The following is a 26,301-nucleotide window of genomic DNA, read 5'->3' as shown; positions in this document are numbered from 1 at the left end:
GCTGGCGGAGGGTTCGATGCCCTCCGCCAGCGCTCGCCACTTGCGCAGCGTCTGGTCCGCCTGGCGCGCCTTTTCCGCCGTCCAGTCCATCGGGCTGCGGTAGTGCGTCATCAGCAGGACGAAGCGGATCACCTCTCCGGGGATGTCCTGGTCCAGCAGGTCGCGGACGGTGAAGAAGTTGCCGAGCGATTTCGACATCTTCTTGCCCTCGACCTGAAGCATCTCGTTGTGCAGCCAGGTGAGCGCGAACGTACCTTCGCCGCAGGCGCAGGTGGACTGTGCAATCTCGTTCTCGTGGTGCGGGAATTGCAGGTCGATCCCGCCCGCGTGGATGTCGAAGGTCTCGCCCAGGATCTCGCGCGCCATGGCCGAGCATTCGATGTGCCAGCCGGGCCGTCCGCGGCCCCAGGGGCTGTCCCAGCCCGGGGTCTCGTCGTCCGAGGGTTTCCAGAGCACGAAATCCATCGGGTCGCGCTTGTAGGGCGCGACCTCGACCCGGGCCCCGGCGATCATGTCGTCGAGACTGCGGCCCGAGAGCCGGCCATAGCCTGGGTATTTCGAGACCTCGAAAAGGACGTGCCCCTCGGCCGCGTAGGCGCAGCCGCGGGCGATCAGCTCCTCGATCATAGCGACCATCTGCGCAATGTAGTCGGTGGCGCGCGGCTCGTGGGTGGGCCGCAGCGCGCCCAGCGCGTCCATGTCGTCGTGATACCAGCCTATGGTCTGGTCGGTCAGCCCGCGCACGATTGCTTTAAGGTCACGCGTATCGCCTGCCGCCTGCATCTCGCACGCCCGCGCGTTGATCTTGTCGTCCACGTCCGTGAAGTTGCGCACGAAGGTCACGTGATCTGCCCCGTACTGTTGTCGCAGCAGCCGGTAGAGCACGTCGTAGACCACCACCGGCCGCGCGTTGCCGAGGTGCGCGCGGTCATAGACCGTCGGTCCGCACTGGTAGAGCCGCACGTTCGCGGCATCGATGGGGCGGAATGCCTCTTTCCGGCGGGTCAGCGTGTTATAAAGCTGGATCTCGGTCATGGCTCGGGTCCGGGCGGGTTCGGGCCCGCGGCGGCCTGCCAGTCTTCGGAAAGAAAAGGACGACGCGCCGCGGACGGATGTCAGCGGATAATGCAGATCTCGATGATGATGCAGGCGCGGATCGTCATGGGCCGGGACCATGCCCCGGCAATGGCTGAAACGCAAGTTGTAATCGCGGATGCCTGCGCGCAGGCTGGCGGCATCGACCAGGAGATGCCCATGCACGACCCCGGCCCCGCCTTCCGCGCCCTGCACCGCCCGGGCGATCCGTTCATTCTTGCCAACGCCTGGGACGCGGGCTCGGCGCGGATGCTGGCCGCCCTCGGTGCGCAGGCGATCGGTACGACCTCGGCGGGCCATGCGTTCACGTTGGGGCGGCCCGACATGGGCAGCGTGACCCGCGACGAGGCTCTGGCCCATGCGTCGGATCTGGTCGCGGCGACGCCGCTGCCGGTTTCGGGGGATTTCGAGAACGGCTTCGGGGCGGCCCCGGACGTCGTGGCCGAGACCGTGCAGCTGGCGAGTGAGGCGGGTCTGGCGGGCTGTTCGATCGAGGATACGGATTTGCCGGGCAGCGGGGCCTATCCGCGCGCCGAGGCGGTCGAGCGGATCCGGGCGGCAGCCGCTGCCGCGCGCGCCCTGCCGCGGGACTTCGTGCTTCTGGCCCGGGCCGACGGGGTGATGAACGGCGCTTATGACATGGACGAGGCGCTGGCCCGCGCGCTGGCTTTCGCCGCGGCTGGGGCGGACGCGGTCTATGTGCCCCTGCCGCCGGACATGGACGCGCTGACGCGGCTGTGCGCGGCGGTGGATGTGCCAGTAAACGCACTGGCGGCGGGCCCGTTCGTGAATGTCACGCGCGCGGAATTCGCCCGTGCCGGGGTGGCGCGGATATCGCTTGGCTCGGCACTGGCGCGGGCGACTCACAAGGTGATCGCGGAGGCTGGTCGGGCGATGTTTGAGGAAGGCAGGTTCGGCGGTCTCGGCGGGATTAGCGGAGACGTGGTCGACGCCCTGCTTGCACAGGGCGCCGATAAAGGCCCGGACCCGTGACGGGTCCCGGCTTGTCCGGATCGGAAGATCAGAACTTGTACGAGACTTTCGCCGCGATGGTGTTCGCGTCGACGTCGGCGTTCGAGTCGTCGAAGTTGTTGAAGCCGTGGTACAGGTACTCGACACCCGCGATGACGTTGTCGGTCACCATGTAGTCGACACCGGCACCGGCGACCCAGCCGAAGTCGTCGAAGTCTTCGCCGTCGATCTCGGCTTCGGCGTAGGCACCACCGGCGGTACCGTAAAGCAGCGCCTTGCCGACTTCGTACCCGGCTTTCGCCTTCAGGCGGCCGATCTGGTCGATCGAGCCGTCGACACCGTCGAGCGACAGGTCGGCGAAGTTGTAGTCGGCCTCGGCACCGAGGACCCACTTGCCGAAGTCGTAGTTGTAGCCGATCTGGCCACCGCCCACGATGCCGTCGAAATCGGTGCCTTCCGCGTCACCGAAACCGTAGCCCAGCTGGGCACCGGCATAGAGGCCGGTCCAGTCGACGCCGATCGGCGCGACCGGTGCGGCAGGGACCGGAGCCACGACGGGCTCATCGACCGGGGCAGGCGCCAGGTTGCCGGCGAGAGCCGGAGTGGCGGCGGCGAAAATAGCTGCGGTAGCAACAAGATACTTTTTCATCTTCATACTCCTTTGATGACGATGTGCCGCTCACTTAATCGAGTTTTCGAGGAGCGCCAGCCCCCCCGGCGGTCACGTTTCGGACACAACTCGTCATATTCCGAAAGCTTGGCAGAAGCCCGCCGACGGTCGGCAAAACGCCGCTTAGGTGCGTTCCGGAGAGGGAACAAAATTCGGTGAGAAATCACGTGTCCGGGGGTTGCACCCGGCGCGGAGGTTCTATAGATCGCGCTCCACCGCTGGGGAATAGTTTAACGGTAGAACAGCGGACTCTGACTCCGTCGGTCCTGGTTCGAATCCAGGTTCCCCAGCCAAGCGTTCTACCATAGCTTCAGATAGTTAGCGCAGGCCCACGCCGGCAGGCGCAATGCGAGCGCCCGGTCTGCACGCGCCATAGGGTGCACAACGCTTCCACTCTGGACACTGAAACGACCGCGAATCCGCTTTTCTTCGACCCTTTCATTGGGCGCTCATGCATGAAAGCGCCGCCGAAGCTGAGATGGCCAAACATAAGCAAGCTAAAGTTTGCTTGCGCTGAAAGGGCGAGTATCGCCCCGCCGAAGCCAATCCAGCACCAGGCACAGGGGCGGCAGACGAACCCGCCGCCCAACTAACGCCGCATTCATGGCGCTGGATATCCGAGCCATTTCGAGCACGAGACATGTTTTACAAATCCATTCATTACCTGCGGGCGATTGCCGCCCTTGCCGTAGTTATCCACCACGCAACCCCCGGTGGCGTCCCCGCGCTAGGTGCGGGCGTCGACGTGTTCTTCGTCATCAGCGGGTTCGTGATATTCCACACTGCGCAGCGTACACCCCGCCGCCTCGATTTCCTGGCCGCTCGAATTCGCAGGATCTATCCGCTGTGGATCGCGGCAAGCCTTCTCGCTCTGTTCATCTCTTGGGCGGGCATCGCAGCGTTCCCACACGCCCGACCGTATGACCCCGCCTTGTTCCTCCAGTCCCTCGCGCTCGTTACCGCAGTGGGGCATGAGTACCCGCGCGTGTTCCACGGCGTTGGATGGTCGCTGGCTTATGAGATGATGTTCTATCTGGTCTTCGCCGCGTTCATGGATTGGCGGGCGGTTTCGGTCGCGGTCGCTTCGATGATAGCTGTCGGGCTATTCCTTAACCCGATTTGGCAGACCGCCCCCGTAATGCTCGAATTCGTTGCAGGGATGGCGCTGGCCTCATATTGCCGGGACCGCAGACCGCCATTTTGGCTGTTGCCGGTAGGGGTTCTGGCCCTCGTTATCTTCCTAACGCTCCCGGTCCCCACAAGGCCGCTTCAACTCGGCTTTCCCGCATTGATGATTGTGGCCGGTGCCATTGGCTTCGAAGATCGGCTGCCGAAAAGCCGGGTCGCCACCATGCTGGGGGATGCGTCCTATGCGATATACCTGTTCCACTTCCCCGCGTATTGGCTCATCGGGCCTCTCTGGTGGCCGCTGCTGGCGCTGTGCGGCGTTGGCGCCGGGGTTGCCGCTCATCTGGGGATAGAACGCACCCTCACGCGGCTGATGAAGGACGGCAGACAGGCCGCCGCCCCCGTGGTCACTTAGCCAGCAACTCGGCCAGACGTTCAACCGCGCCCTTGCCGCCTGCCGCACTTCTGGAGAAGGCTGCCAGCCTACCTCCAATTTGAGCCAGCGCCTCCGAAGGGGGACATTCCAGAGTCACCCGCGCCACTTCAGAGAGGCGGCGTCACAGCTGTCAGAGGATATCCCCGGGCGCCGTTCACTCGCAGTGAGGCGCTGGCCGAGCGATGGGCCTGTTTGCGAGAACGCTTGTTGGAACCGGCGAGAATCGAGAGGCAGTTTGCAGGCCAGAGATGCCGGGAGTTTCGAAGGGTGGCACGCCCAGGCAGGCCGGGCGTGCTCTGCGACTTATCCGGCAAGGACTACGCGGCGACGTCGGTGTCCTTGCCAAACGCCATGAGCGATCTGCTCAGTCCGATAGCGCCGCGAGCACGGCCTCCGCGGTGATCGGCAGGCTGCGGATCCGGACGCCGACGGCTTCTTCGATGGCGTTGGCGATGGCTGGGGCGATCACCGTGGTGGCGGGCTCGCCGAGACCGACCGGAACCTCGGTGCTTTCCACGAAAGCGACCTCGACCTCCGGTGTGTCCTCGAGCCGCAGCGGAGTGTAGGTGTCGAGGTTCACGTCGCGCACCTGCCCGTTCTCGAACGCGGTGCCTTCGTGCAGGGCCATGGAGAGTCCCCAGAGCGCCGCGCCGACGCATTGCGCCTGCGCGCCGTCGGGATCGACGACGACGCCGCAATCCACCGCCAGCCAGATCTTGTCGACCTTTACCGCGCCGCTCTCGCGGTCAACGCCAAGCTGAACCGCCCCGCCGATCCACGTCGGCATGGTGCGCGACTGGCCGAAGGTCGTGGCGATACCGATGGCGCTGCCCTCAGGCAGTTCGGTCTTGCCGTAGCCCGACATCTCGACGACCCGGCGCAGCACGTTGGCCTGACGGTCTGCCCCGCCGACCGAGTTCGGCGCGGAGCCGGCCTGCATGCCCTCGGCCTTCAGGTGATCGAGCCGGAACTGCACCGGATCGACGCCTGCCTTGCGAGCAGCCTCGTGCATGAAGCTCTCGACCGCCCAGAAGGTCCAGCCCGGTCCGACCGAACGCAGCCATCCGGGACGGAAGGTCTCGTTGGCGAGATCGTTCGGGATTGCGCGTACCTTGTGGGCACCGACGCTGTACCAGTGATCGGCGCCGTCGATGGCGAACGGATCATAGGGCTCGCCGTTCTCGCCCTCGGGCATGAACGCGGGGGCCAGAACCTGCGTCGGCCAGCCGGCGGCGGCATGATGCTCCATCGCGCTGACCTTGCCGGCGTCGTCGAACGCCATGCGCAGCTTCTGGACCGAGGCCGACCGCGGGCTGTCGAAACGGGCGTCCTGCTCGCGGCTGAGAACCACTTTGACCGGCTTTCCACCCAGCGCTTTCGAGGCCAGCACGGCGGGCACGCAGTAGTCCCCGTTCAGCCGCCGGCCGAACCCGCCGCCCAGCATGTAGCTGCGCATGACGACCTCGCTCTGATCCACCCCGAGCGCCTTTGCCAGGATCGGCAGGTTCAGCTGCTGCCACTGGTTGCCGGAGTGGACCTCCCAGATGCCATCCTCGTTGCGAAACGCGGTGGCATTGGTCGGCTCGAGCTGGAAGTGCAGAACGGTCGAGGTCGTGTATTCGGCCTCGAGCACGTCGGCGGCGGCCTTGAAGCCGGGCGCGGTATCGCTGTTCTCGGTGTGCAGGATCGAGCCCGGCGCGCCGGCCTCGATCAGGCGACGCGCATGCGACAGGATGTCTTGCTCGGACACCTTGGCCGCTGGCGGGGTGGACCATTCGACCTCAATCGCTTCGGCCGCACGGCGGGCGGCGAAGAGACTGTCGCCGATCACCACGACCCAGCCGGGCACCGAACCCGACGGATCGTCGAGCGTGATCGCCTGGCGGTAGCCCTTCACCGACTTCGCCGCGCTGTCGTCGAGGCGGGTCACCTTGCAGCCGTAGCGCGTCGGCGGCAGGATCGGGGCGCCGTAGACCATGCCCTCGATCTCGGCGTCGAGACCGTAGATTGCCTGGCCGGTCGTCTTGGTGTCGATGTCGAGTGCCTTGACGTCCTTTCCGACGAGGGTCAGCTCGGAGACCGCCTTGAGGGGCAGCGCGGCAAGCTCTTCCTCGGTGAAGCTGCGGTCCAGTCCGGCCGCGACCAGTTCTCCGAATCCAATCGAGCGGTCCCCGGCGTGTACCGCACCATCCCGGACCTCGCACTCGGAGGGATCGACGCCCCAGGTTTCGGCGGCAGCTTCGATCAGCGCGACGCGGCCCGCGGCCCCTGCCTGGCGGTAGACCGGCCAGCTCTGCCAGACCGACCAGCTGCCGCCGGTGACCATCGACATCAGCCAGCGGTCGTCGGTGTCGACATGGGTGATGCGCACGTCATCCCAGCTCGCGCCAAGCTCGTCGGCAAGGATCCGGGCGATGGCGGTGCCCACATGCTGGCCCATCTCGGCGCGGATGATGTTGACGTTGACCGTGCCGTCGGTGTCGATCCAGTACCAGAAGGTCGGCTCGAAACGGCGGCCGTTGGCGGTCACGGGCGCCCCGTCGGCAGCCTGCGGGTCCATTGCGGCGCGGCTGACGGCGGGAAAGCCGAAAGTGGCACCGGCAGCGGTCATCGCCACCAGGAAACCGCGGCGTGTCATCTGCTCGGCGGCCTTGGCGGCCAGAGTGCGGTTGAACTCACCCATTGGTCTGCGTCTCCTGCATGGCGTTGGCGGCTTCGCGCACGGCTTGGCGGATGCGCGGATAGGTCATGCAGCGGCAGAGGTTGCCGGTCATGACCGCGTCGATGTCCTCGTCGGTCGGGTTCGGCGTTTCCGCCAGCATCGAGGCCGCCTGCATGATCTGCCCCGACTGGCAATAGCCGCACTGCGGCACCCGCAGCTCGCGCCAGGCTTCCTGGACCGGATGCGCGCCCTCGGGATCGAGCCCCTCGATGGTGGTGATCGTCGCGCCCTCGACCGTCGAGACCGGGGTGATGCACGACCGGGTTGCGTAGCCGTCGATATGGACGGTGCAGGCGCCGCACATGCCGATGCCACAGCCGAACTTCGTGCCTTTCAGTCCGACTTCGTCACGAATGGCCCACAGAAGCGGGGTGTCGGGATCGACGTCGAGCGAGACGTCCTTCCCGTTGATGTTCAAATTGATCATGGCTGATCCTTCGTTGGAGGGAATTGGCTGGTGAGTGGGTGGGGCGCCGCGGAGCCGGCTCAAACGAGCTGACGGAACGCCTGGCCGGAAGTGGCGCGCCTTGACATCTCCGGAGCATGCACGGCGGCGGAGATCTCGGCGGCGCGTTGCCCGCGCGCCCGGCCGCCGGACACTAGGGCGTCCTCGTCGGTTCGCTTACGCGCGGACATCTGGGGTTCCGCGGGTGGACTAGGAGGATGTGCACTGCGGCCGGGACACGGCCCGCGTTTCGGCAGAACCCTCGGGTAACTGCCGATTTCCGCCGGTTCGGATAGTCTCGTCATTCTGCAAAGCGCCGGTGTTAGTCCGTTGGTTCGCCGGAGCCGAGCACCTCCGGCGCCCGCCATCGACAGGCGGGCAGGTAGGGCCGAGCTGGCCACCTGAACACCGGGAAGGCGATCACTAAGATGTGAGTCCCGGGCGAAGGGCTGCCGAAGCCCCCCTGCCCGGCCATGCCGATCTCAGGTCCTGACCTACGCAAAACGCGATCGGGCGAACGCCTTAACAAGTCAGCCGGCTGCGCGGTCTATTGGAATGTTTAAAGACGACGCCGCCGGAAATCCGGCGGCGTCATCTTGGCGAGGATGCGATTCGGAGGGGGCCGGCTTACGGCACCTTGCAGCGCGGAATCCACATCCGGCCCCGGCGGGCGCGCCTCAGGCGGCGCGATCCGGCTTCTTGCCCAGGATGATCATGCTGAGGATGTCGTCCTCGGTCACGTCCTCGACCCGCTCGGTGCCGACCAGCTGGCCGTTCTTCATCACCGAGACCCGGTCACAAAGCTCCATCATCTCGCGGGTGTCGTGGCTGATCAGGAAGATGCCCAGACCCTGGTTCTTCAACTCCTGGATCAGGTCCGCGACCATCTTGGTCTCGTGCACGCCAAGCGCGGCCGTGGGCTCGTCCATGATCAGGATGCGGGCGTTGAAATAGACCGCGCGGGCGATGGCGACCGACTGGCGCTGACCACCGGACAGGGCGCTGACCGGTTCCTTGATCTTTTTGAAGTTGGGGTTGAGGCGCGCCATGATCTTGCGCGTCTCGGCCTCCATCTTCGCATCGTCCACCAGGCCCATCGGCGTCACGATCTCGCGCCCGAGGAACAGATTCGACGGCGCGTCGAGGTTATCGGCCAGCGCAAGCGTCTGGTAGATCGTCTCGATGTTGTAGTGCCGCGCGTCCCGAGGGCTGTGGATCGTCGCCTTCTTGCCGTCGATCAGAATCTCGCCGGAGTCGGCGCGGTAGGCACCCGACAGGATCTTGATCAGCGTCGACTTTCCCGCGCCGTTGTGGCCCAGCAGGCCGACGACCTCGCCCGGGTAGAGGTCGATCGACACGTGATCCACGGCGCGCACGCCGCCGAAGGCGATCGAGATGTCGCGCATCTCGACCAGCGGGGTGGTCTTGTCCGGGGTCATGAGCGTGCTCCCGTGCGCTTGCGATAGATGATGTCGACGAGGACGGCGAGCACCAGCACCGCGCCGACGACGATGTTCTGCAGCGGTGCGTCGACGCCCACCATCGCCATGCCCGATTGCAGCGACTGCATGATCAGCGCGCCGAGGATGGCGCCGTAGATCGTGCCGATGCCCCCTGAGAGCGCCGTGCCGCCGATGACGGCCGCCGCGATCACGCGCAATTCGTCCAGCGTGCCGATGTCGTTGGAGTGGTTGGTCAGGCGGGCCGAGGCAACCACCGCCGACAGAGCGCAGAGCGCCCCCATGATGGCGAAGATCTTGACCGTGAGCAGCCGGGTGTTGATGCCGGACAGTTCCGCCGCGTCGGGATTGCCGCCGGTCGCGAAGATGTAGCGTCCCAGCCGGGTGCGGCGGGCGACCACGGTCATCACGATGGCGATGACGATCAACAGCAGCACGGAATACGGCAGGCCGTAGGCCTCGGTGTAGCCGTCGGGCATGGTCTCGCCGCGCGCCTCGAAAAGCCGGCGCAGGCGGGCGGCAGGGACCTCGTAGGCGTTCAGGATTGCGATGAAGCCGAGGATCACGGCCGAGACGACACCGGCCAGGGTGAACTCGGCCCAGAGCGGCTTGACCGGGAAGTCGTGGACGATCTTGTTGCGGCGGGATGAGAACAGCAGCCAGACGGCGGCGGCGCAACCGATCAGGCCGACGACCCAGCTGCCGGTCGCGCCGAGCGTGCCGCCGATCCCGCCGAGCTTGCGGAAATTCTCGTCGAGCGGGCCGATGGTCTGACCGCTGGTCAGATACCACGCGACGTTCCGCCAGATCAGCAGCCCGCCGAGCGTGACGATGAAGGCCGGGATCGTCAGGTAGCCGACAAGCCAGCCGTGGAAGGCACCGATCAGGACCCCGGTCAGCACGCCAACCAGAATGGCGACCCAGGCGGTCGCGGGATGGCCTAGCCCGAGGCCCAGCCAGTCGGGCAGCACCAGTGTCTGAGTCATGGCCATCACGGCCGAGCAGGTCGCCAAAAGCGAGCCGACCGACAGGTCGATGTGCCGGGTGACGATCACGAAAACCATTCCGGTCGCCATGATGGCGACGCTGACCGTCTGGATCGTCAGGTTGAAGATGTTGCGCGGCGTCAGGAACCGGCCGTCGGTGATCAGGTGGAAGCCCACCGCAAGCACCACGAAGGCGCCGATCATGCCCAGAAGGCGGGTATCCAGTTCCAGCGTGTCGAAGAAGTTGCGGCGCTGCGGCGACGGCACGTCGGCCGTTTGCGTGTCGCTCATGGCGATGTCCCGAAAGGTTCGGGGCGGCCGCCCGTCTTGAGAGGGCGGCCGCCGGTCACAGGGTCAGCGGATCAGTTGCAGGGCGACGGACCGCCCGAGACGCCCTGGCACAGGGCGTCCTTCTCGATCCAGCCCGCATCCACGACCACGTCCAGGTTCTCGGCGGTCACCGGGACGGGCTTCAGGAATTTCGCCGAGAGCGTTGTGCCGCCCGGCGAGGTCCACTCTTCGGCACCTTCGATATCCGACATCGCGGTACCTTGAGCCATGGAGACGGCGATCTCGCCCGCGGCCTTGCCCAGCTCGCGCGCGTCCTTCCAGACGCTAACGGTCTGGGTGCCCAGCGCGACGCGGTTCAGCGCGGCGTGGTCGCCGTCCTGGCCCGACACCGGGATGCCCTCCATACCCTGTGCCGTCAGCGCCGCGACGACGCCGCCGGCGGTGCCGTCGTTCGAGGCAACGACCGCGTCGACGTTGTTGTCCTGCGCGGTCAGGATCTGCTCCATGTTGCGCTGCGCGTTGGCGGGCAGCCAGCCATCGGTGTAGGCTTCGCCGACGATGGTGATGGCGCCGCTGTCGATGGCCTCCTGCAGGACTTCCTGCTGGCCGCCGCGCAGGAAGTCGGCGTTGGGATCGGTGGGCGAGCCCTTGATCATCACGTAGTTGCCTTCCGGCGCTGCCTCGAGCACGGCACGGGCCTGCATCCGGCCGACCTCGATGTTGTCGAAGGTCAGGTAGAACGCGCGGGCGTCGTCGATCAGGCGGTCATAACCGACGACCGGAATGCCCTCGTCGGCGGCGGCCTGGACCGCCGGGCGGATCGCGTCGGAATCCTGCGCCAGGATGATCAGCGCGTCGGCGCCCTGCGCAATCAGGCTCTCCACGTCCGACAGCTGCTTCGACGAGGACGACTGCGCGTCGGTGCTGATGTAGGCTGCGCCGGCGGCTTCCAGGGCCGACTTGATCGCGGCCTCGTCGGTCTTCCAGCGCTCTTCCTGGAAGTTCGACCAGCTGACACCGACGGTCAGATCCTGGGCCAGTGCGGACGTGGTGAAAGCAGCCGTGGCGAGTGCCGCGGCGACGATGGTCTTGCGCATAAATATTCCTCCCATTGGTGCCTCATGCGCGAGGCAGTGCGGCTTTCCGCGGCCCAAACCATAGTTGATTTATTTCAGTCGTCAAAATTAAAAATCGGAAGCGGTTGCAAATTCCCTTGCTCGGCGTGTCAGAATTCGGGAAACTATCAGGAAAATCGGGAGGGATCCGTCAAATCGACGGCTTATAAATTTGGATGTCGAAATAAAAAACCTGCAGACGCGGCGCCCCGAAGCGGCCGGGCCGGCCTCTGGATGCGGCCCGATTCGACCGTCGTCGGGGGCGCCTCTGCGCCAGCAGGTGTTCGAGTGCATCCGCTCCGCCGGGCAGATTCCGCGCATCGAGGTCGCCAAGGCGCTCGGCATCAGCGCCGGCTCCGTCACCACCTTGAGCTCCGAGCTGATCCGCGACGGGTTCGTACAGGAAGGGCCGCTGGCCAGCGCAACGCCCTCGCGCGGCAGACCGCCGGTCGCCTTGTCGATCCGTCCTGACCGGGGCCATGTCGTCGGCATCAAGCTGGCCGAGGCGGTGCACACCGCCGTTCTCGTGGACTTCGCGGGAACACCGGTGAGCGAGGCCCGACTGACGACCGATCCGCTGACCCGAAGCCTGTCCGGAATGCTGGATGCCGCACACGCGCTGTTCACCGCCGTTGCAGAGGAGGCGGGCGTGCCTGCCTCGAATATCGCCGCCGTCGGGATGGGTCTTCCCGGAATCGTCGATCACGACAGTGGCAATTGGGTCTGGTCGCCACTGCTTCCGGACCGGGAAACGCCGCTACGCGACATGGCAGCTCAGCGGTTCGGCTGCCCGGTACAGATCGACAACGACGTGAACGTGCTGACTTTGGCCGAACTCTGGTATGGCGCGGGCCGCGCGCAGCAGGATTTCGCCGTCGTGACCATCGAACACGGCGTCGGCATGGGGCTGGTGATCGGCGAGAAGCTTTATCGTGGCGCGAACGGGTTCGGGATGGAACTGGGCCACACCAAGGTTCAGCTGGACGGCGCTCTCTGCCGCTGCGGCCAGCGCGGGTGCCTGGAGGCCTATGTCGCCGACTACGCAATCGTGCGCGAGGCCACTACCGCACTTGGCCTGCCGGGCGCCGCGATAGGCTCGACGCACATGCTGATGGAAAGCCTCTACGATCAGGCCAAGGCCGGGAACGAGGCCGCGCGGACGATCTTCCGCCGCGCCGGGCGCTACCTGTCGCTGGGGCTGGCGAACGTGATGACGTTGTTCGACCCCTCGCTGCTGATCCTGTCGGGCGACCGGATGCGCTATGACTACCTCTATGCCGGTGATACGCTGAGCCGGATGAAGTCGATGACTGTCAGCCCCGAGCAGCGCCCCCTGCGAGTCGAGGTCCACGCCTGGGGCGATTGGGTCTGGGCCCGCGGTGCGGCAACGCTTGCCTTGTCGGACATGACCCACGCCCTGCTGACGGGCGAGGCAGCTTAAAGGTCGTCCGCGACGCGCAACGCCCTTCCCCAACCTAAGTTTTCGTCAGCGCCGGCACGCCCTTGAGCTTATCCTTGAGAAAGCCGCTGAACGCACGGACGCGGGGCGGCTGGAGGCGGGAGGGCGGGCGGACTGCGTAGATTTCCCACTCGGGCATAACGACGTGGTCGTCCAGCACGGTCGCCAGGTCGCCGGATTGAAGGTATTCCTCCACCTCCCATCGGCATTTGCGCGCGATGCCGAGGCCAGACAGGGTCGCCTCGGTGATCGCCTCGGCGAGGTTCGAGGAGAAGCGTCCTTGTACGCGCACGTCCTGCGCCGGGCCCGTGGGCGGCTTCAGCGTCCAGCATCGCGCCTCTTCGCGCAGCAGGCATTCGTGCGCCTTGAGGTCTTCCGCCGTCTCGGGCACGCCGTACCGATCCAGGTAATCGGGGGCCGCGACCATGACCCTCGGGCTGTCGGCCAGCTTCTGAGCCATCAGCGTCGACGGCGCCAGGCTGCCCAACCGGATTGCGAGGTCGAACCCGCTTTCGACCACGTCCGTGACGCTGTCGCTGAGGTGCAGTTGCACCGAGACGTTCGGATAGCGCGCTAGGAACTCGGCCATGTAGGGCGCGATGTGCTTCCGGCCCAGCGAGGCAGCACCGGCAACCCGCAATTCTCCGCGGATGCTTTCGGGATCGTTCTGCAACTCGGAAAGCGCATCCTCGACGTCGCCGAGGATGCGCTGCGCGTGCGCCAGGAACACTTCGCCATCCGAGGACAAGGCGATCGCGCGGGTGGTGCGGTGGAACAACTGCGCGCCCACACGCGTCTCGAGGGCCTGGATGCGCTGGGTGGCGGAAGTCGGGGACAGGCCGAACTCCGCCCCGGCCTTGCCGATGGCCCCCAGCTTCGCGGCGCGGACGAAGAGTTCGACGGACTTCAGATCGAGCGACATGGTTTGCCCATACCAAATAGTCATTTGGCATGACAGGCAATTATCTTCGCGAAAGCGCATCCTAACTCCGGGTGGTCGAAACTTGAGGCAACCTGAAAGGAGCCCCCAATGATCCGTACCGCCCTTATCCTCGGCCTCGCCGGGACCGCTATCGCTTCCGCCCCTGCCGCCGCCCAGTCAGACGCAGCGCAGACAGACGTGGTGCTTCGCTCGGACGTCACGTTCGAACCGCTCAACCCCGCCCGGGGCGACGCCAGCCCGCAGGCCGGCGTGCTTTGGGGCGATCTGCGCGAGGACGTGCCGACCGGCGCGGTCATCGAGTTCAAGAAGGGCTTCTCGTCGCCGCCCCACATCCACAACATCACCTATCGCGCCGTGGTGATCGAGGGCGGGGTGCACAACGACGACCCGTCCGCCGCGAACATGTGGATGGGGCCGGGCTCGTTCTGGACCCAGCCCGCGGGCGAGGATCACATCACCTCGGCCGCCGCCGAGACCGGCGCGACGATCTTCCTCGAGATCCTCGAAGGACCCTACCTGGTGCAGCCCTCGGAGGAGGCGTTCGAGAATGATGAGCACCCGGTGAACCTCGATGCCGGCAACATCGTCTGGCTGGAAGCCTCGGACGTGACATGGGTGCAGCAGGGCGACGGGCCTGAGATGGCCTTCCTCTGGGGCGGCACCGGAGAGGGCGTGATGAACGGTACCTTCCTGAAGGTCCCGGCCGGGTTCTCCGGCGATCTGCGCGGCAACGGCGCGGACCTGCGCGTCGTCTCGATCAGCGGCCAGTTCTCGCTCCAGACCGAAGACGGGCCGCAAAGCCTGACCCCCGGCAGCTATTTCGGCGCCGCCGACACCCAGCCCCGCCAGATTGCCTGCGAGGCCGACGAAGACTGCGTGTTCTACATCCGCACCGAGGGCAAGTACGAGCTGATCGCCTCGTGAGCCTCGCCCCGGACGAGGCATGTGCGGGCGCGCCTCCGGGTCCGGCCCGACGCTAACAACTGCGTGAGCGGGGGCAATTGCCTTGACGCCCGGCCGTTCGGCAGCAGGGTGGGACCACCCGTAAAAACCACGAGAAGGGGATCACCTGTGCGGTATACAACCATGCTTCGGACAACGGCCATTCTCGGCGCGCTTGCTGCCACCGCGGCTGCGGCACAGGCCGAGACGTTCCGCTGGGCCTCGACCACGGACCCGCAGACAATGGACCCGCATGCGGTCAATGCGGCGCCGGTGACCTCGTTCCTCAACAACATCTACGAAGGTCTCGTGCGGCGCGGCAAGGACATGGCCATTGAGCCGTCTCTCGCCACCTCGTGGGAACCACTGGAGGGCGAGAACGGCTGGCGCTTCACCCTGCGCGAGGGCGTGACCTATCACGACGGGTCGGAGTTCACCGCCGAGGACGTGAAATTCTCGTACGAACGCGCGTCGTCCGAAGCCTCGGACGTGCGGTCCTGGTTCGCGCCGGTGACCGAGTTCCGCGTCGTCGGCGACTACACCGTCGAGTTCGTGACCGATGCGCCGAACCCGCTGTTTCCGGACAGCATCGCGAACTTCCTGATCATGGACAGCGGCTGGGCGACCGACAACGGCGCCGAACTGCCCGCCCGCGATGCCGAGAACCATGCGACCCGCAACGCCAATGGCACCGGCCCGTTCCAGCTGGAGGCCCGCGATCCCGGCGTTCAGACCACGCTGGTCCCTTTCAACGGCTGGTGGGATGAGGTCGAACACAACATCACGCAGGCGATCTTCACACCGATCGGCAACGCCTCGACCGGGCTGGCCGCGCTGCTTTCGGGCGAGATCGACTTCATCGAGCCGATCCCGCTGCAGGACGTGCCGCAGGTCGAGGGCCGCGACGGGTTCAAGGTCATCGAGGGGCTCGAGACACGGATCATCATGTTCGGCTTCGGCCATGAGCACGAGGCGTTGCTCTATTCGCAGGACGTGACCGACGCCAACCCGTTCACCGATCCCAAGGTGCGGCAGGCCGTGGCCCATGCCATCGACGTGGCTGCCATCGACCGCGTGGTGATGCGCGGCAAGATCGAGCCGGCGAGCCAACTGGTCCCCGAAGGGATCTCGGGCTTCTCCGAGGCCAAAGCCGAGCGTCCGGCCTATGATCCCGAGCGCGCCAAGGAACTACTGGCCGAGGCGGGCTACCCGGACGGGTTCAGCTTCGGGCTGAAATGCACCAACGACCGCTACATCAATGACGAGGCGCTCTGCCGCGCCGCTGCCTCGATGCTGGCTGCCGTGGGCTTGAAGGCCGAGCTGACCAGCGTGCCGGTCCGCAACTACTGGGAACAGCTGCGCGCCGACGACTTCGACATGTTCCTGCTGGGCTGGTCGCCAGGCACCTTCGACATGGAACACCCGGTCCGCTTCCTGCTGCATACCCAGGACGACGAGAAGAAGCTGGGCTCGTGGAACTTCGGCAACTACTCGAACGCACGCGTGGACGCGCTGCTGCCGATGGTTCAGCAAGAACTGGACCCCGCCAAGCGGCAGGAGATGATCGACGAGATCGTCGCCATCACCCAGGACGAGATGGCCTATGTGCCGCTCTACACGCAGCCGCTGATCTGGGCGACGAAGGAGAACATCGACCTTACACAGCGGGCCGACAACTTCTTCATGCTTCGCTGGGTCACGGTGAACTGAGCGGACAGACTTAGAAGGCGATGGCGTATTTCATCTTCAAACGGCTGGTCCAGTCCGTCTTCGTGATGCTGGCCGTCGCCTTCCTGTCGTTCTCGCTGTTCCGCTTCGTGGGCGACCCGGTCAGCCAGATGACCGGGGCCGAAACCTCCGTCGAGGACCAGGAGCGGCTGCGGCAGGAACTGGGCCTTAACGATCCGTTCATCGTGCAGTTCGCCCGGTTCACGGGCGATCTGCTGAAGGGCGATTTCGGCTATTCTTACCGCACCCGCCAACCGGTGGCCGAGATGCTGGCCGACCGCATCCCCGCGACGCTGGAACTGGGAACCGTGGCGCTGGTGATCTCGCTGCTGATCGGGATCCCGGCGGGCGTCTACACGGCGCTGCGGCCGAGGGGGCTGGTCAGCCAATCGATCCTGCTGGCAACGTTGGTGGGCGTCTCGATCCCGACATTCGTGATCGGCATCATGCTGATCTTCCTCTTCGGTGTGCAGCTTGGCTGGCTGCCGACCTTCGGGCGCGGCGGCACCGTTGATCTGGGCTGGTGGACAACCTCGCTGCTGACGGTCGATGGCTGGCGGGCGCTGATCCTGCCCGCGCTGACGCTGGGCGTCTATCAGCTGACGCTGACCATGCGGCTGGTGCGCGCGCAGATGATGGAGGTCATGCGCTCGGACTACATCCGCTTCGCCACCGCGCGCGGCGTGCCTTGGCGGAGCCTTTATTTCCGGCACGCGCTGTCGAACACGATGATCCCGGTGATCACCATCATTGGGCTTCAGTTCGGCGGCGTGATCGCCTTTTCCATCGTCACCGAAAGCGTCTTTCAGTGGCCCGGTATGGGCCTTCTGTTCCTTGAATCGATCCGCTTCGTCGATATCCCGGTGATGGGCGTCTATCTGGTTGTGATCGCCTTCTTCTTTGTCGTGGTGAACCTGATCGTCGACATGCTCTACGTCGCCATCGATCCGCGCCTGCGCGTGAAGGAGGCCGTCTGATGCGGGCCTTCCTGATCCGGCACGAGGGGCTGTGGCTGTTCTCGCGCTCTCCCGCCGCGATCCTGGCGGCGGTGATGACCGTGCTGATCGTGGGCGGTGCACTGTTGGCGCCTTGGATCGCGCCGACGGATCCCTACGATCTGGCCTCGTTCAGCCTGCTCGACGGGCTGCTGCCGCCGGCCTGGGTCGAGGGCGGTCAGCCGCAATTCCTGCTGGGCACCGACGACCAGGGGCGGGACATGATCTCGTCCATCCTCTACGGCGCGCGGCTGTCGCTGCTGATCGGGTTGATGGCGATGGTCGTGGCGACGATCCTGGGTGTCGGCCTCGGCGTCGCGGCGGGCTATTTCGGCGGCACGTTCGATGCGGTCGTCATGCGCATCGCCGACGTGCAGCTGGCCCTGCCCGCGATCCTGACGGCGCTGCTGATCGACGGCGTGTCGCGCGGGGTGCTGCCACCCGCCGTTCACCAGGATCTGCGGGTAACGGTGCTGACGCTGGCCATTGCCCTGTCGCTCTGGGTGAACTTCGCACGTACGGCGCGGGCCTCGACCTTCGTCGAGAAGGGCAAGGACTATGTGCAGGCGGCGATCATCCAGGGGCAGCACCCGCTGCGGATCATGCTGGTGCACATCCTGCCGAATATCCTCGGGCCGCTGCTGGTGATCATGACCGTCGATCTGGCCAGCGCCATCCTGCTGGAGGCGACGCTGTCCTTCCTGGGCATCGGTCTGCCTGCCGACAGCCCGTCGCTGGGCACGCTGATCCGCATCGGCATGCAGTTCCTGCTGTCGGGCGAGTGGTGGATCCTGTGGATGCCGACGACCTTCCTCGTGCTGCTGGTGGTATCGATCAACATCCTCGGCGATTTCCTGCGCGACGTCTTCAACCCGAGGCTCCGCTGATCCGATGCTGACGATCCAGAACCTCACGGTCCGTTTCCCCTCGCGCTTCGGCGAGTTCACGGCGATCGAGGATGTTTCACTCTCCATCGGCCGGGGCGAGATCCACGGGCTGGTGGGCGAAAGCGGCGCGGGCAAGTCGACCATCGGTGCGGCGATCATCGGCCTGCTGCAAAGCCCCGGCTATGTCGCGGACGGCACCCTGACGCTGGGCGAGACCGACCTGCGTGCGTTGTCCCCGTCGCAGGCGCACCAGATCCGCGGCAAGCGGATCTCGATGATCTTTCAGGATCCGCAGACCAGCCTCAACCCGCTGATGACCATCGAGGATCAACTGGTCGAGACCATGCAGGCACACGAGGACGTCTCGCGTGCCGAGGCCAAGGCGCGCGCCATCGCCCTGCTCGAGGAGATCGGCATTCGCGATGCCGAAACGCGCGTGAAAGCCTATCCGCACCAGTTCTCGGGCGGGATGCGGCAGCGGGTGGTGATCGCCCTGGCGCTGTGCACCAACCCCGAACTCATCATCGCGGATGAGCCGACGACGGCGCTGGACGTCGCTGTGCAGAACCAGGTTCTGGACCTGATCCGTCGGCTTGCCGACACGCGGGGCATCGGCTTTCTGCTGATCACCCACGACATCGGCGTGATCGCCCGGATCTCGGACCGGGTGACGGTGCTCAGGAACGGCAAGGTGATGGAAGCCGGGGCGACGCCCGACGTGCTGGGACGGCCGCAGCATCCCTATACCCGCGCGCTGCTCGACGCGGTGCCGCCTCTGGACCGGCGGCTGGACCGCTTCCTTGTGCCGGACGACAGCAAGCTGGCTGCAGCGCCGCGGGGCGGCGTGGACGCGACCGAGTGGCTGATGGAGGGCGCGCGGGAAGAGGCCACGGGGCTGAACCTCGACGCGCTGACCGTGCGCTTCGCGGGCAACCGCACGTCGCTGTGGAAGAAGCCCGACGCGTTCACCGCTCTCGATGCGGTCTCGCTTCAGGTGCGCCCGGGCACGGTGCTGGGACTGGTGGGCGAAAGCGGCTCGGGCAAGTCGACGCTGGCGAAGGCGGTGACGGGGCTGGTCCAGCCCTCGGGCGGCGATATGCGGCTGGGCGGGGACACCCTGCCCGCCGGACGCAAGCGGGGCCGCAAGGATGCCTCGCGCCGGCTGATCCAGATGATCTTCCAGGACCCCTATTCCAGCCTCAACGCGCGCCACCGGATCGGCGACATCCTGGCCGAGCCGCTATGGCTCTACGGGTTCGAGCGAGACAAGGCGAAGCGGCGCGAGCTGTCGGCGGCTATGCTGGATCTGGTGGGGCTGGCGCCGGACGCGATCGACAAGTACCCGCACCAGTTCTCGGGCGGGCAGCGGCAGCGGATCGCTATCGCGAGGGCGCTGCTGGCGCGGCCGCGCTTCCTGATCTGCGACGAGCCGACCTCGGCGCTGGACGTCTCGATCCAGGCGCAGGTGCTGAACCTGCTCAAGGACCTTCAGGCGCGCTTTGGCATGACCATGCTGTTCATCAGCCACAACCTGGCGGTGGTTCGACAGATGGCCGACGACGTGGCGGTACTGCGCAATGGCACGCTGGTCGAGGCGGGGCCGACCGAACAGGTGTTCGAGGCCCCGCAGGCGCCTTACACGCAGGAACTGCTGGCGCTGACACCGGTGATGCCCGCCGACTGGCACCAGCCCGGCGCGGCCTGAGGCTTCGGCAACGCAGGCAGCCTGGGCCGGCTGACGACCAGCTTGAGCGGCGGTTTCGGGGGCTTGGCCGGGGTCTTAGGACGCGCAGCCAGCTCCAGCAGGTCGCGCGCCTCGTTTGCCGACAGGCGGCCCGGCCCGGCGTATTGCGCCGAGACCTTCGCCATCGCTGCGATCTCGCCGCGATGAACACCGATATCCGCCAGCTGCGCATCATCGAGCGCGGATAGCTGTTCGAGGTTCCGGCGCAGCCGCTCGGCACGCTCCAGCCAGGCCAGCGGACGGGCGAACGGCCAGGCCAACAGCCGCCCGATCCGGCGGGTGAACCCGTACCAGGCGGCGGCACGCGCCTCGTTCGCCTGGCGGTAGGCGGCTTCGGCATCGGGGCTGGCATAGGCGCGTAGCCAGGTGGCATGCAGGTACATGGCATCCTCCTTCGGGCGGGGCCCGGATGAACAATTTCAGCTTGATCCAGAGGCACGTGGCGTTCGTGCCGGCGCTTCATGTCATTCAATATGTGCTAGTATATGCCTCTTCACAAACGACGCTTTCTGCGCAAATGATTAAGCAAAGCTAATTCATGGAAACTACCATGCCGCCCCTGCCCCCGCTCAACAGTCTGCGCGCGTTCGAGGCCGCCGCGCGGCACCTGTCGTTCAAGGCGGCTGCGGAGGAACTGCATGTCACGCCCGCCGCGATCAGCCAGCAGATCCGCGCGCTCGAGGACTTCGTCGGCCAGCCCCTGTTCCGCCGCCTGACCCGTGCCCTGGCCCTGACCGAGGCAGGGGCCGCCGCCGCGCCGCTGCTGACCGAGGGCTTCGCGCGGCTGTCGGACGGGGCCGCGCGGATGCGCACCGCGCCGGAGGGGCGCGAGCGGGTGCTGACGGTCAGCGTCGCGCCGAGCTTTGCGTCCAAATGGCTGCTGCCGCGTCTGCACCGGTTCCGCGCCGCGCACCCCCAGATCGACGTGCGGCTGGACGCCTCGGATACGCTGGTGCGCTTTGACGGAACCGAGGACGTGGACATGGCATTGCGCTTCGGGCTGGGCCGCTATGGCCGGTTGCGCGCTGACCGGTTGACCGGCGAGACCGCGTTTCCGGTTTGCGCGCCTACGCTGGCCGAGGGCGACCCGCCGCTGCGCACACCGGACGACCTTTCACGGCACACGCTGCTGCACACTTCTTGGACGATGCAGCAGGAGGATGCGCCCAACTGGCAGATGTGGCTGCGGGCGGCCGGGGTCGAGGGCATTTCCCCCGACGCCGGGCTGCGGTTCAGCGCCGACAGCATGGCGGTGCAGGCCGCGGTCGAGGGCCACGGCGTTGCGCTGGTGCCCGCGTCACTGGTGGCGGACGACCTCGCGGCGGGACGGCTGGTGCGGCCTTTCCCGCCGGGTGACCAGGACCGCACGGCTTTCGCCTATTTCCTGGTCTACCCGCCCGAAGCGGCGGAGCTGCCCAAGATCGCGGCTTTCCGCGACTGGGTGCTGAGCGAGGCGGCGGGTTAGACTGCCTGCCCCGCCTCGTCGAAGAAGTGCAGCTTCTCGGACGGCAGAACCAGGCCGATCCGGTCGCCGGGCTTCACCGCTACATCGCTTTCGGCGCGGATGGTGATCTGGCCGAGCGGACCGCCATCAGCGATCACGAACGTGTCCGAGCCGAGATACTCCAGTACGTCCACCGTCGCGTCCGCCGCGCCCTCGCCCGCGGCGCCGATCACGATATGCTCGGGGCGAATGCCGACCTTAACCGCGTGGCGGGGCCGGTCATAAGGCGCGAGACGACCGCCTTCGGGGGCGAACTGCCCGCCTTCGGTCTTGCAGGGCAGGATGTTCATCTTCGGGCTGCCGATGAACTGGGCGACGAACAGGTTGGCCGGCGTCTCGTAAAGCTCGCGCGGGGTGCCGACCTGCGCGATGTGCCCGCCCTCAAGCACCACGATGCGGTCGGCCAGAGTCATCGCCTCGACCTGGTCGTGGGTCACGTAGATCATCGTCGCGGCCAGGTTCTGGTGCAGCTTGGCGATCTCGTAGCGCATCTCGACGCGCAGCGCGGCGTCGAGGTTGGACAGCGGCTCGTCGAACAGGAACGCTGTCGGGTCGCGCACGATCGATCGGCCGATGGCCACGCGCTGCCGCTGCCCGCCCGAGAGCGCCTTTGGCCGGCGGTCGAGGAACGGCTCGAGCTTCAGGATCCGAGCGGCTTCGTTCACCTTCTGCTCGATCTCGGCCTTGGGCGCGCCCGCGGTCTTGAGCGAGAAGCCCATGTTGTCGCCGACGCTCATGTGCGGGTAGAGCGCGTAGCTCTGGAACACCATCGTCAGCCCGCGTTTCGAGGGCGGCTCGGAGGTCACGTCGCGTCCGTCGATCAGCAGCTGGCCGCGGCTGATCTCCTCGAGCCCGCCGATCATCCGAAGCAGGGTGGACTTGCCGCAGCCCGAGGGGCCGACAAAGACGACGAACTCACCGTTCGGGATCTCGAGGTCGATGCCCTTGATGACCTGGACATCGCCATACCATTTCTCGACGTTCTGAAGCGTGATCGCGCCCATCAGTTCCCTCCTGCCTCAGGCGTGGCCCAGGCCAGCCAGATGGCGGCCGTCCAGGTGAAGCGACCGCCGCCCGCCGGGCTACCGTCGGTCGGGTCGAAATATTCCGCGAAACCGTGCTCGGCGATCAGGTCGCGGGTGGTCTGGCGGACCCGGGACGCCATCGCAGCGTGGCCGCACTCTTCGAGGCCCCAGCAGATCAGCGTGTTCAGGATCCCCCAGGTCGGCCCGCGCCAGTAGCGCTTGGCATCGAACTTGGGCCCTTCGGGGTCGTAGCTGGGCACGCCATAAGGCACCGCACTCATGACCCGGTCGAGCTGACCCAGCATCGCCTCGTTCTCGATGCCCGCGTACCAGTTCAGGAAGGACGCGTTCGAGACACAGTCCGCGAACGGCCCGTTTACCACATCGCGGGAGTCGTAGCTTCCAAGGCTCTCGTTCCAGAGTGTCTGCGCCCCGGCGGTGAGGCGGGTGATCCAGGCGTCGATCTCGCCGGTGTCGAAATTGATGGCTTCGGCCATCACGCGCAGGTCTCGGGTGGCGCGCAGCAGCATGAAGGTCATGCCCGGATCCGCCACGCGGAACGGCGTGTCGCGGGCCATCTGCTCTTCGTCCCACTCCAACCGGCGGCCGCGCTGGACCAGCCAGATGTAGCGGTCGTAGTCCTGCTTGGTGGGCCGCATCGAGGGGTCGACGTGGCCGGTGTCGCGGCGCGTGTACTCGCCGACGCCCTGCGGGTCGATCGCGGCCATCGCGCCGTCCCAGTCGCAGGCATTGTCGCGGCCCGCTTCCCACGGGTGGGCGATGCAGACCGCTCCGCGGTCGGTGCGCCACTGCATGAACCAGCGGTGCCAGGCGGCAATCTTCGGAACCAGCATCTCGATCCGCGGTAGCCCAGCCTCCTGGTCCTGCTCCCAGACCTTGCGGGCCATGGTCGCAGCGATCGGCGGCTGGCTGATGCCCGAGGACAGGATCGGCCCGTTGCAGCCCCACACGTCCGGGCCGGGGAAATAGCCGGGATCGGGCTTGTGGAACAGGATGTGGGGTACCATGCCGTTCTGCCACTGGCCAGAGAACAGGGTTTCCAGCTCCACCCAGGCGCGGTTCACGTCGAAGGTCGCAAAGCCCAGCGCCGCGAAGGCGCTGTCCCAGTTCCACTGGTAGGGATAGAGGCCGTCGGTCGGCACGGTGTAGCCACCGCGGTCATTGTCCCGCAGGATCTGGCGGGCTTCGTTGTCCAGAGCGATGTAGTCGGTCATCGGATCAAACTTTCCAATTGCCGTCATACGGCGGTCATCCTTTTACCGACCCGGCGGTCAGGCCGCGGGTCATGAAGCGTTCGAGTCCCAGGAACAGCACCATGATCGGCACCGTCGCGACGACCGCGCCCGCCATCAGGTTCTGTCGCGGCACCTCGGACGAGTTCAGCATCGCCACGCCGCGGGTCAGGGTGAATTTCGAGGGATCGTCCAACAGCATGAACGCCAGCAGGAACTCGTTCCAGGCGATCATGAAGACATACAGCGACACCGAGGCCAGCGCCGGCAGTGACAGCGGCATGGTGATCTTCCAGATCACCGCAAGCCGGCTGAGGCCGTCCATCAGCCCCGCCTCCTCAACCTCCGCAGGCAAGCCGCGGAAGTAGCCCTGCAGCATGTAGAGCGCGACCGGGATTGTGGTGACCGGGTAGATCATCACAAGCCCCAGGATCGAGTTGCGCAGGCCGGTCATCGAGAAGGCGATGTAGATCGGCAGCGCCAGCACGATCATCGGCACCATGTAGATCAAGAGGATCGAGCGCGAGAACGCCGCCCGCCCCTTGAACCGCAGCCGGGCGACGGCATAAGCGCCGGGCACCGAGAACAGCAGCGTGATGAACACTGTCAGCACCGACACCACCAGAGAGATCCACAGGTAGGTGCCGAAGTCGAAGTCGCGGAACAGTTCGACATAGCTGCGGAACAGGCCCCAGCCCTGGCTCAGGTCGATGGTGAAATCGAGCGGGTTCTGGATCAGCTGCTGCTGGTTCTTAAGGCTGGTCATCACCATCACGTAGAAGGGTATGGCGACGATCGCGGTGAAGAAGATGTAGCCGAAGCCGGTCAGGAAGCGGATCACGGCATCCTCGAACTCGTGCCGGGTGGCCGGGCCGTAGGGCAGTTCCTTCATGATGACCGGGAGCGGCAGGACTGCCGTTGCCAGGAACAGCGCCCAGGCGATCAGCAGCGTCACGGTCGAGGTGCCCTCGGCCCCCGAGATCGCCGGTTTCAGCACGAAGAACAGCGCAAGCGGGATCAGGGCGAGCCCCCCGATCCAGATCAGACGCTGTCCCTGCGGCCGGTCGCCGGCAGGCAGCAGGGCGAACCCCGCCCAGGCGCCCACCGCCAGCGAGGACAGGACCGACGGTTGCAGCCCCTGCCCGGTCGAGAAACTGACCACCACGCAGGCGAGTACGGCCATGGTCAGGCCCCAGAGCGCACCGATGATCGGCCCCGCGACATATCCGAAGCGAAGGTGGTTCATAGCCCCTCCTCCTGGCTCATGTAACGGAAGAAGAAGAACGAGAACGCCAGCAGGCAGCAGAAGATGACCACCGCCACGGCGGCGCCCGCGCCGATGTTCGACACCGCGAAGGCCTGCTCGTAGACGTTGACGGTCAGGGTGCGGGTGCCCGCGTTGCCGCCGGTCAGCAGGAAGATGTCGTCGAACTTGTTGAAGGTCCAGATGAAGCGCAACAGGAACAGGACCGAGAGGATCCCCAGAAGCTGAGGCATGCTCAAGTACCAGAACTTCTGGAACGGGCTGGCGCCGTCCATGTCCGCCGCCTCATACATGTCGGTGTCGATCGACTGCATCCGGGCGAGGATGAACAGGAAGCTCAGCGGGAAGTAGCGCCAGATCTCGAAGACGGTGACCATGACCAGTGCCAGGGGCCGTTCGCCGAAGAAGTTGATCGCCCCTTGCGTGACACCCATCTGGATCAGCAGCGCGTTGGCCGAGCCCGAGAACGGATCGAACAGCGTCACCCATGTGAAGGCGACCGCGATCACCGGCGCGACATAGGGGAACAGGTAGAGGCCGCGCAAAAAGCCTTGTCCCTTGAACGACTTGTTCAGCAGCATCGCGGCGAAAAGCCCGAAGAGCAGCGCGCCGACGGTGCCGACGACCGTGTAGAACAGCGTCACCCAGAGGACGCCCCAGAACTCGTCGCCGTCGAAGACGCGGGCGAAGTTCTCCCAGGTGAAGGTCGTGTTGGTCAGGATGTTTTCGGAGCGGCCGGTGACGGCGGGTTCGCTCTCCTCGGGGTCGGGACTGCCCGCGTCCAGCCATGCTTGGCCGACGGTGACGGGGATCTCCACCTCGTCCCGTGCTCCGCCTTCCAGATCGCCAAGATCGCAGGTCAGTGTCTGCCCGGACAGCTCGCAGCGCGGATCCAACTCACCCGGCTCAAGCCCGGCGGGCAGTGTATCGGTCATCACCACGCCGCGGATCGGCTTGTCCTGACTCGAGTTGCGGATGCGGTACTGAAGCCGCGCCGCGTCCCCGGCGGCGTCGGTATCGCCGCGCAGCGCCTCGCGCACGACCGGGGTCGGCGGACGCAGGTCAGCGAGGCTGATCGGCTTGACGCTGATCCAGAAGATGGACAGCAGCGGCAGAACGACGACCAGGGCGACGCTTATGATGGTCGGAGCCAGCAGGCCCCAGGCAAGCCGCGCCTCTCGCCGGGCCAGAGGCCCCGCGCCGCGCGGCGGAGTGGCAGTGGTCATGGACGGTCTCC

General features: G+C 66.3%; 22 protein-coding genes and 1 tRNA gene. 10 read left to right on the top strand and 13 right to left on the bottom strand.

Annotated features, from left to right (window positions below):
* Positions 1-1,035 (bottom strand): cysteine--tRNA ligase (gene cysS / locus ACW9UR_RS23030; RefSeq protein WP_458919425.1); only part of this gene is annotated, 1,035 nt, incomplete at its 3' end.
* 219 nt (positions 1,036-1,254) lie between these two features.
* Between cysS and ACW9UR_RS23025 the strand changes: the two genes are divergently transcribed.
* A complete protein-coding gene (locus tag ACW9UR_RS23025) occupies positions 1,255-2,088 on the top strand; it encodes an isocitrate lyase/PEP mutase family protein (protein ID WP_458919431.1) in 834 nt (277 codons plus the stop codon).
* A 28-nt stretch (positions 2,089-2,116) separates the two neighbouring features.
* Here the strand turns inward: ACW9UR_RS23025 and ACW9UR_RS23020 are convergent, their stop codons facing one another.
* Positions 2,117-2,716: an outer membrane protein gene (locus ACW9UR_RS23020; protein WP_458919424.1), complete on the bottom strand. Its 600-nt coding sequence runs from the start codon at positions 2,714-2,716 to the stop codon at positions 2,117-2,119.
* A 240-nt stretch (positions 2,717-2,956) separates the two neighbouring features.
* Here ACW9UR_RS23020 and ACW9UR_RS23015 point away from each other — a divergent pair.
* Both ACW9UR_RS23015 and ACW9UR_RS23010 read left to right on the top strand, forming a co-directional pair.
* A tRNA-Gln gene (locus tag ACW9UR_RS23015) sits at positions 2,957-3,030 on the top strand.
* A gap of 347 nt (positions 3,031-3,377) precedes the next feature.
* Positions 3,378-4,280, top strand: a complete 903-nt coding sequence (locus ACW9UR_RS23010) for an acyltransferase family protein (RefSeq protein ID WP_458919423.1) — start codon at positions 3,378-3,380, stop codon at positions 4,278-4,280.
* A gap of 385 nt (positions 4,281-4,665) precedes the next feature.
* On the opposite strand, the gene ACW9UR_RS23005 is transcribed toward ACW9UR_RS23010, so the two are convergent.
* From ACW9UR_RS23005 to xylF, 5 genes are all read right to left on the bottom strand, one after another.
* The gene (locus ACW9UR_RS23005) at positions 4,666-6,984 is read right to left on the bottom strand and encodes a xanthine dehydrogenase family protein molybdopterin-binding subunit (RefSeq protein ID WP_458919422.1); all 2,319 of its coding nucleotides are present in this window, start codon (positions 6,982-6,984) and stop codon (positions 4,666-4,668) included.
* Entirely contained in the window at positions 6,977-7,450 is a 474-nt protein-coding gene (locus ACW9UR_RS23000) for a (2Fe-2S)-binding protein (RefSeq protein ID WP_458919421.1), read from the bottom strand. The genes ACW9UR_RS23005 and ACW9UR_RS23000 overlap by 8 nt, the downstream gene beginning before the upstream one ends.
* 695 nt (positions 7,451-8,145) lie before the next feature.
* Positions 8,146-8,907 (bottom strand): ATP-binding cassette domain-containing protein, encoded by a 762-nt coding sequence (locus ACW9UR_RS22995; protein WP_458919420.1) that lies wholly within the window; start codon positions 8,905-8,907, stop codon positions 8,146-8,148.
* Positions 8,904-10,205: a sugar ABC transporter permease gene (locus tag ACW9UR_RS22990; protein WP_458919419.1), complete on the bottom strand. Its 1,302-nt coding sequence runs from the start codon at positions 10,203-10,205 to the stop codon at positions 8,904-8,906. The genes ACW9UR_RS22995 and ACW9UR_RS22990 overlap by 4 nt, the downstream gene beginning before the upstream one ends.
* Before the next feature lie 71 nt (positions 10,206-10,276).
* Positions 10,277-11,302 carry a D-xylose ABC transporter substrate-binding protein gene (xylF, locus tag ACW9UR_RS22985; RefSeq protein WP_458919418.1) on the bottom strand — a complete coding sequence of 342 codons (1,026 nt, stop codon included), beginning with the start codon at positions 11,300-11,302 and terminating at the stop codon, positions 10,277-10,279.
* A 298-nt stretch (positions 11,303-11,600) separates the two neighbouring features.
* Between xylF and ACW9UR_RS22980 the strand changes: the two genes are divergently transcribed.
* Positions 11,601-12,761, top strand: a complete 1,161-nt coding sequence (locus tag ACW9UR_RS22980) for an ROK family protein (protein WP_458919417.1) — start codon at positions 11,601-11,603, stop codon at positions 12,759-12,761.
* Between the two features lie 34 nt (positions 12,762-12,795).
* On the opposite strand, the gene ACW9UR_RS22975 is transcribed toward ACW9UR_RS22980, so the two are convergent.
* Positions 12,796-13,701 carry a LysR family transcriptional regulator gene (locus tag ACW9UR_RS22975; RefSeq protein ID WP_458919416.1) on the bottom strand — a complete coding sequence of 302 codons (906 nt, stop codon included), beginning with the start codon at positions 13,699-13,701 and terminating at the stop codon, positions 12,796-12,798.
* Positions 13,702-13,809: 108 nt separating this feature from the next.
* Here ACW9UR_RS22975 and ACW9UR_RS22970 point away from each other — a divergent pair, with 108 nt between their 5' ends.
* From ACW9UR_RS22970 to ACW9UR_RS22950, 5 genes are all read left to right on the top strand, one after another.
* Entirely contained in the window at positions 13,810-14,646 is an 837-nt protein-coding gene (locus tag ACW9UR_RS22970; protein ID WP_458919415.1) for a DUF4437 domain-containing protein, read from the top strand.
* 162 nt (positions 14,647-14,808) lie between these two features.
* Positions 14,809-16,374 carry an ABC transporter substrate-binding protein gene (locus tag ACW9UR_RS22965; protein WP_458919414.1) on the top strand — a complete coding sequence of 522 codons (1,566 nt, stop codon included), beginning with the start codon at positions 14,809-14,811 and terminating at the stop codon, positions 16,372-16,374.
* 20 nt (positions 16,375-16,394) lie between these two features.
* Complete coding sequence (locus tag ACW9UR_RS22960; RefSeq protein ID WP_458919413.1) at positions 16,395-17,369, top strand: ABC transporter permease; 975 nt, start codon at positions 16,395-16,397, stop codon at positions 17,367-17,369.
* Positions 17,369-18,274 (top strand): ABC transporter permease, encoded by a 906-nt coding sequence (locus ACW9UR_RS22955; RefSeq protein WP_458919412.1) that lies wholly within the window; start codon positions 17,369-17,371, stop codon positions 18,272-18,274. The genes ACW9UR_RS22960 and ACW9UR_RS22955 overlap by 1 nt, the downstream gene beginning before the upstream one ends.
* Positions 18,275-18,278: 4 nt before the next feature.
* Positions 18,279-19,979: a dipeptide ABC transporter ATP-binding protein gene (locus ACW9UR_RS22950; protein ID WP_458919411.1), complete on the top strand. Its 1,701-nt coding sequence runs from the start codon at positions 18,279-18,281 to the stop codon at positions 19,977-19,979.
* On the opposite strand, the gene ACW9UR_RS22945 is transcribed toward ACW9UR_RS22950, so the two are convergent.
* On the bottom strand, positions 19,910-20,401 hold the full coding sequence (locus ACW9UR_RS22945) for a DUF1127 domain-containing protein (RefSeq protein WP_458919410.1): 492 nt from the start codon (positions 20,399-20,401) through the stop codon (positions 19,910-19,912). The two genes, ACW9UR_RS22950 and ACW9UR_RS22945, sit on opposite strands and share 70 nt — an antisense overlap.
* A 167-nt stretch (positions 20,402-20,568) precedes the next feature.
* Between ACW9UR_RS22945 and gcvA the strand changes: the two genes are divergently transcribed.
* A complete protein-coding gene (gcvA, locus tag ACW9UR_RS22940; RefSeq protein ID WP_458919409.1) occupies positions 20,569-21,483 on the top strand; it encodes a transcriptional regulator GcvA in 915 nt (304 codons plus the stop codon).
* On the opposite strand, the gene ACW9UR_RS22935 is transcribed toward gcvA, so the two are convergent.
* From ACW9UR_RS22935 to ACW9UR_RS22920, 4 genes are read right to left on the bottom strand one after another with little or no spacing between them, the layout of a single operon-like run.
* Entirely contained in the window at positions 21,480-22,526 is a 1,047-nt protein-coding gene (locus tag ACW9UR_RS22935; protein ID WP_458919408.1) for an ABC transporter ATP-binding protein, read from the bottom strand. The genes gcvA and ACW9UR_RS22935 overlap by 4 nt on opposite strands.
* Entirely contained in the window at positions 22,526-23,782 is a 1,257-nt protein-coding gene (locus tag ACW9UR_RS22930) for an MGH1-like glycoside hydrolase domain-containing protein (RefSeq protein ID WP_458919407.1), read from the bottom strand. Before ACW9UR_RS22930 ends, ACW9UR_RS22935 begins: the two co-directional genes overlap by 1 nt.
* Positions 23,783-23,816: 34 nt before the next feature.
* Entirely contained in the window at positions 23,817-25,046 is a 1,230-nt protein-coding gene (locus tag ACW9UR_RS22925) for a carbohydrate ABC transporter permease (protein WP_458919406.1), read from the bottom strand.
* Positions 25,043-26,290: a carbohydrate ABC transporter permease gene (locus ACW9UR_RS22920; RefSeq protein ID WP_458919405.1), complete on the bottom strand. Its 1,248-nt coding sequence runs from the start codon at positions 26,288-26,290 to the stop codon at positions 25,043-25,045. Before ACW9UR_RS22920 ends, ACW9UR_RS22925 begins: the two co-directional genes overlap by 4 nt.
* Between the last annotated feature and the right edge of the window lie 11 nt (positions 26,291-26,301).

Source organism: Halovulum sp. GXIMD14794, assembly GCF_054457455.1.
Note: the sequence above shows the minus strand (reverse complement) of the source record. Positions and strands in the feature narration are given on the sequence as shown.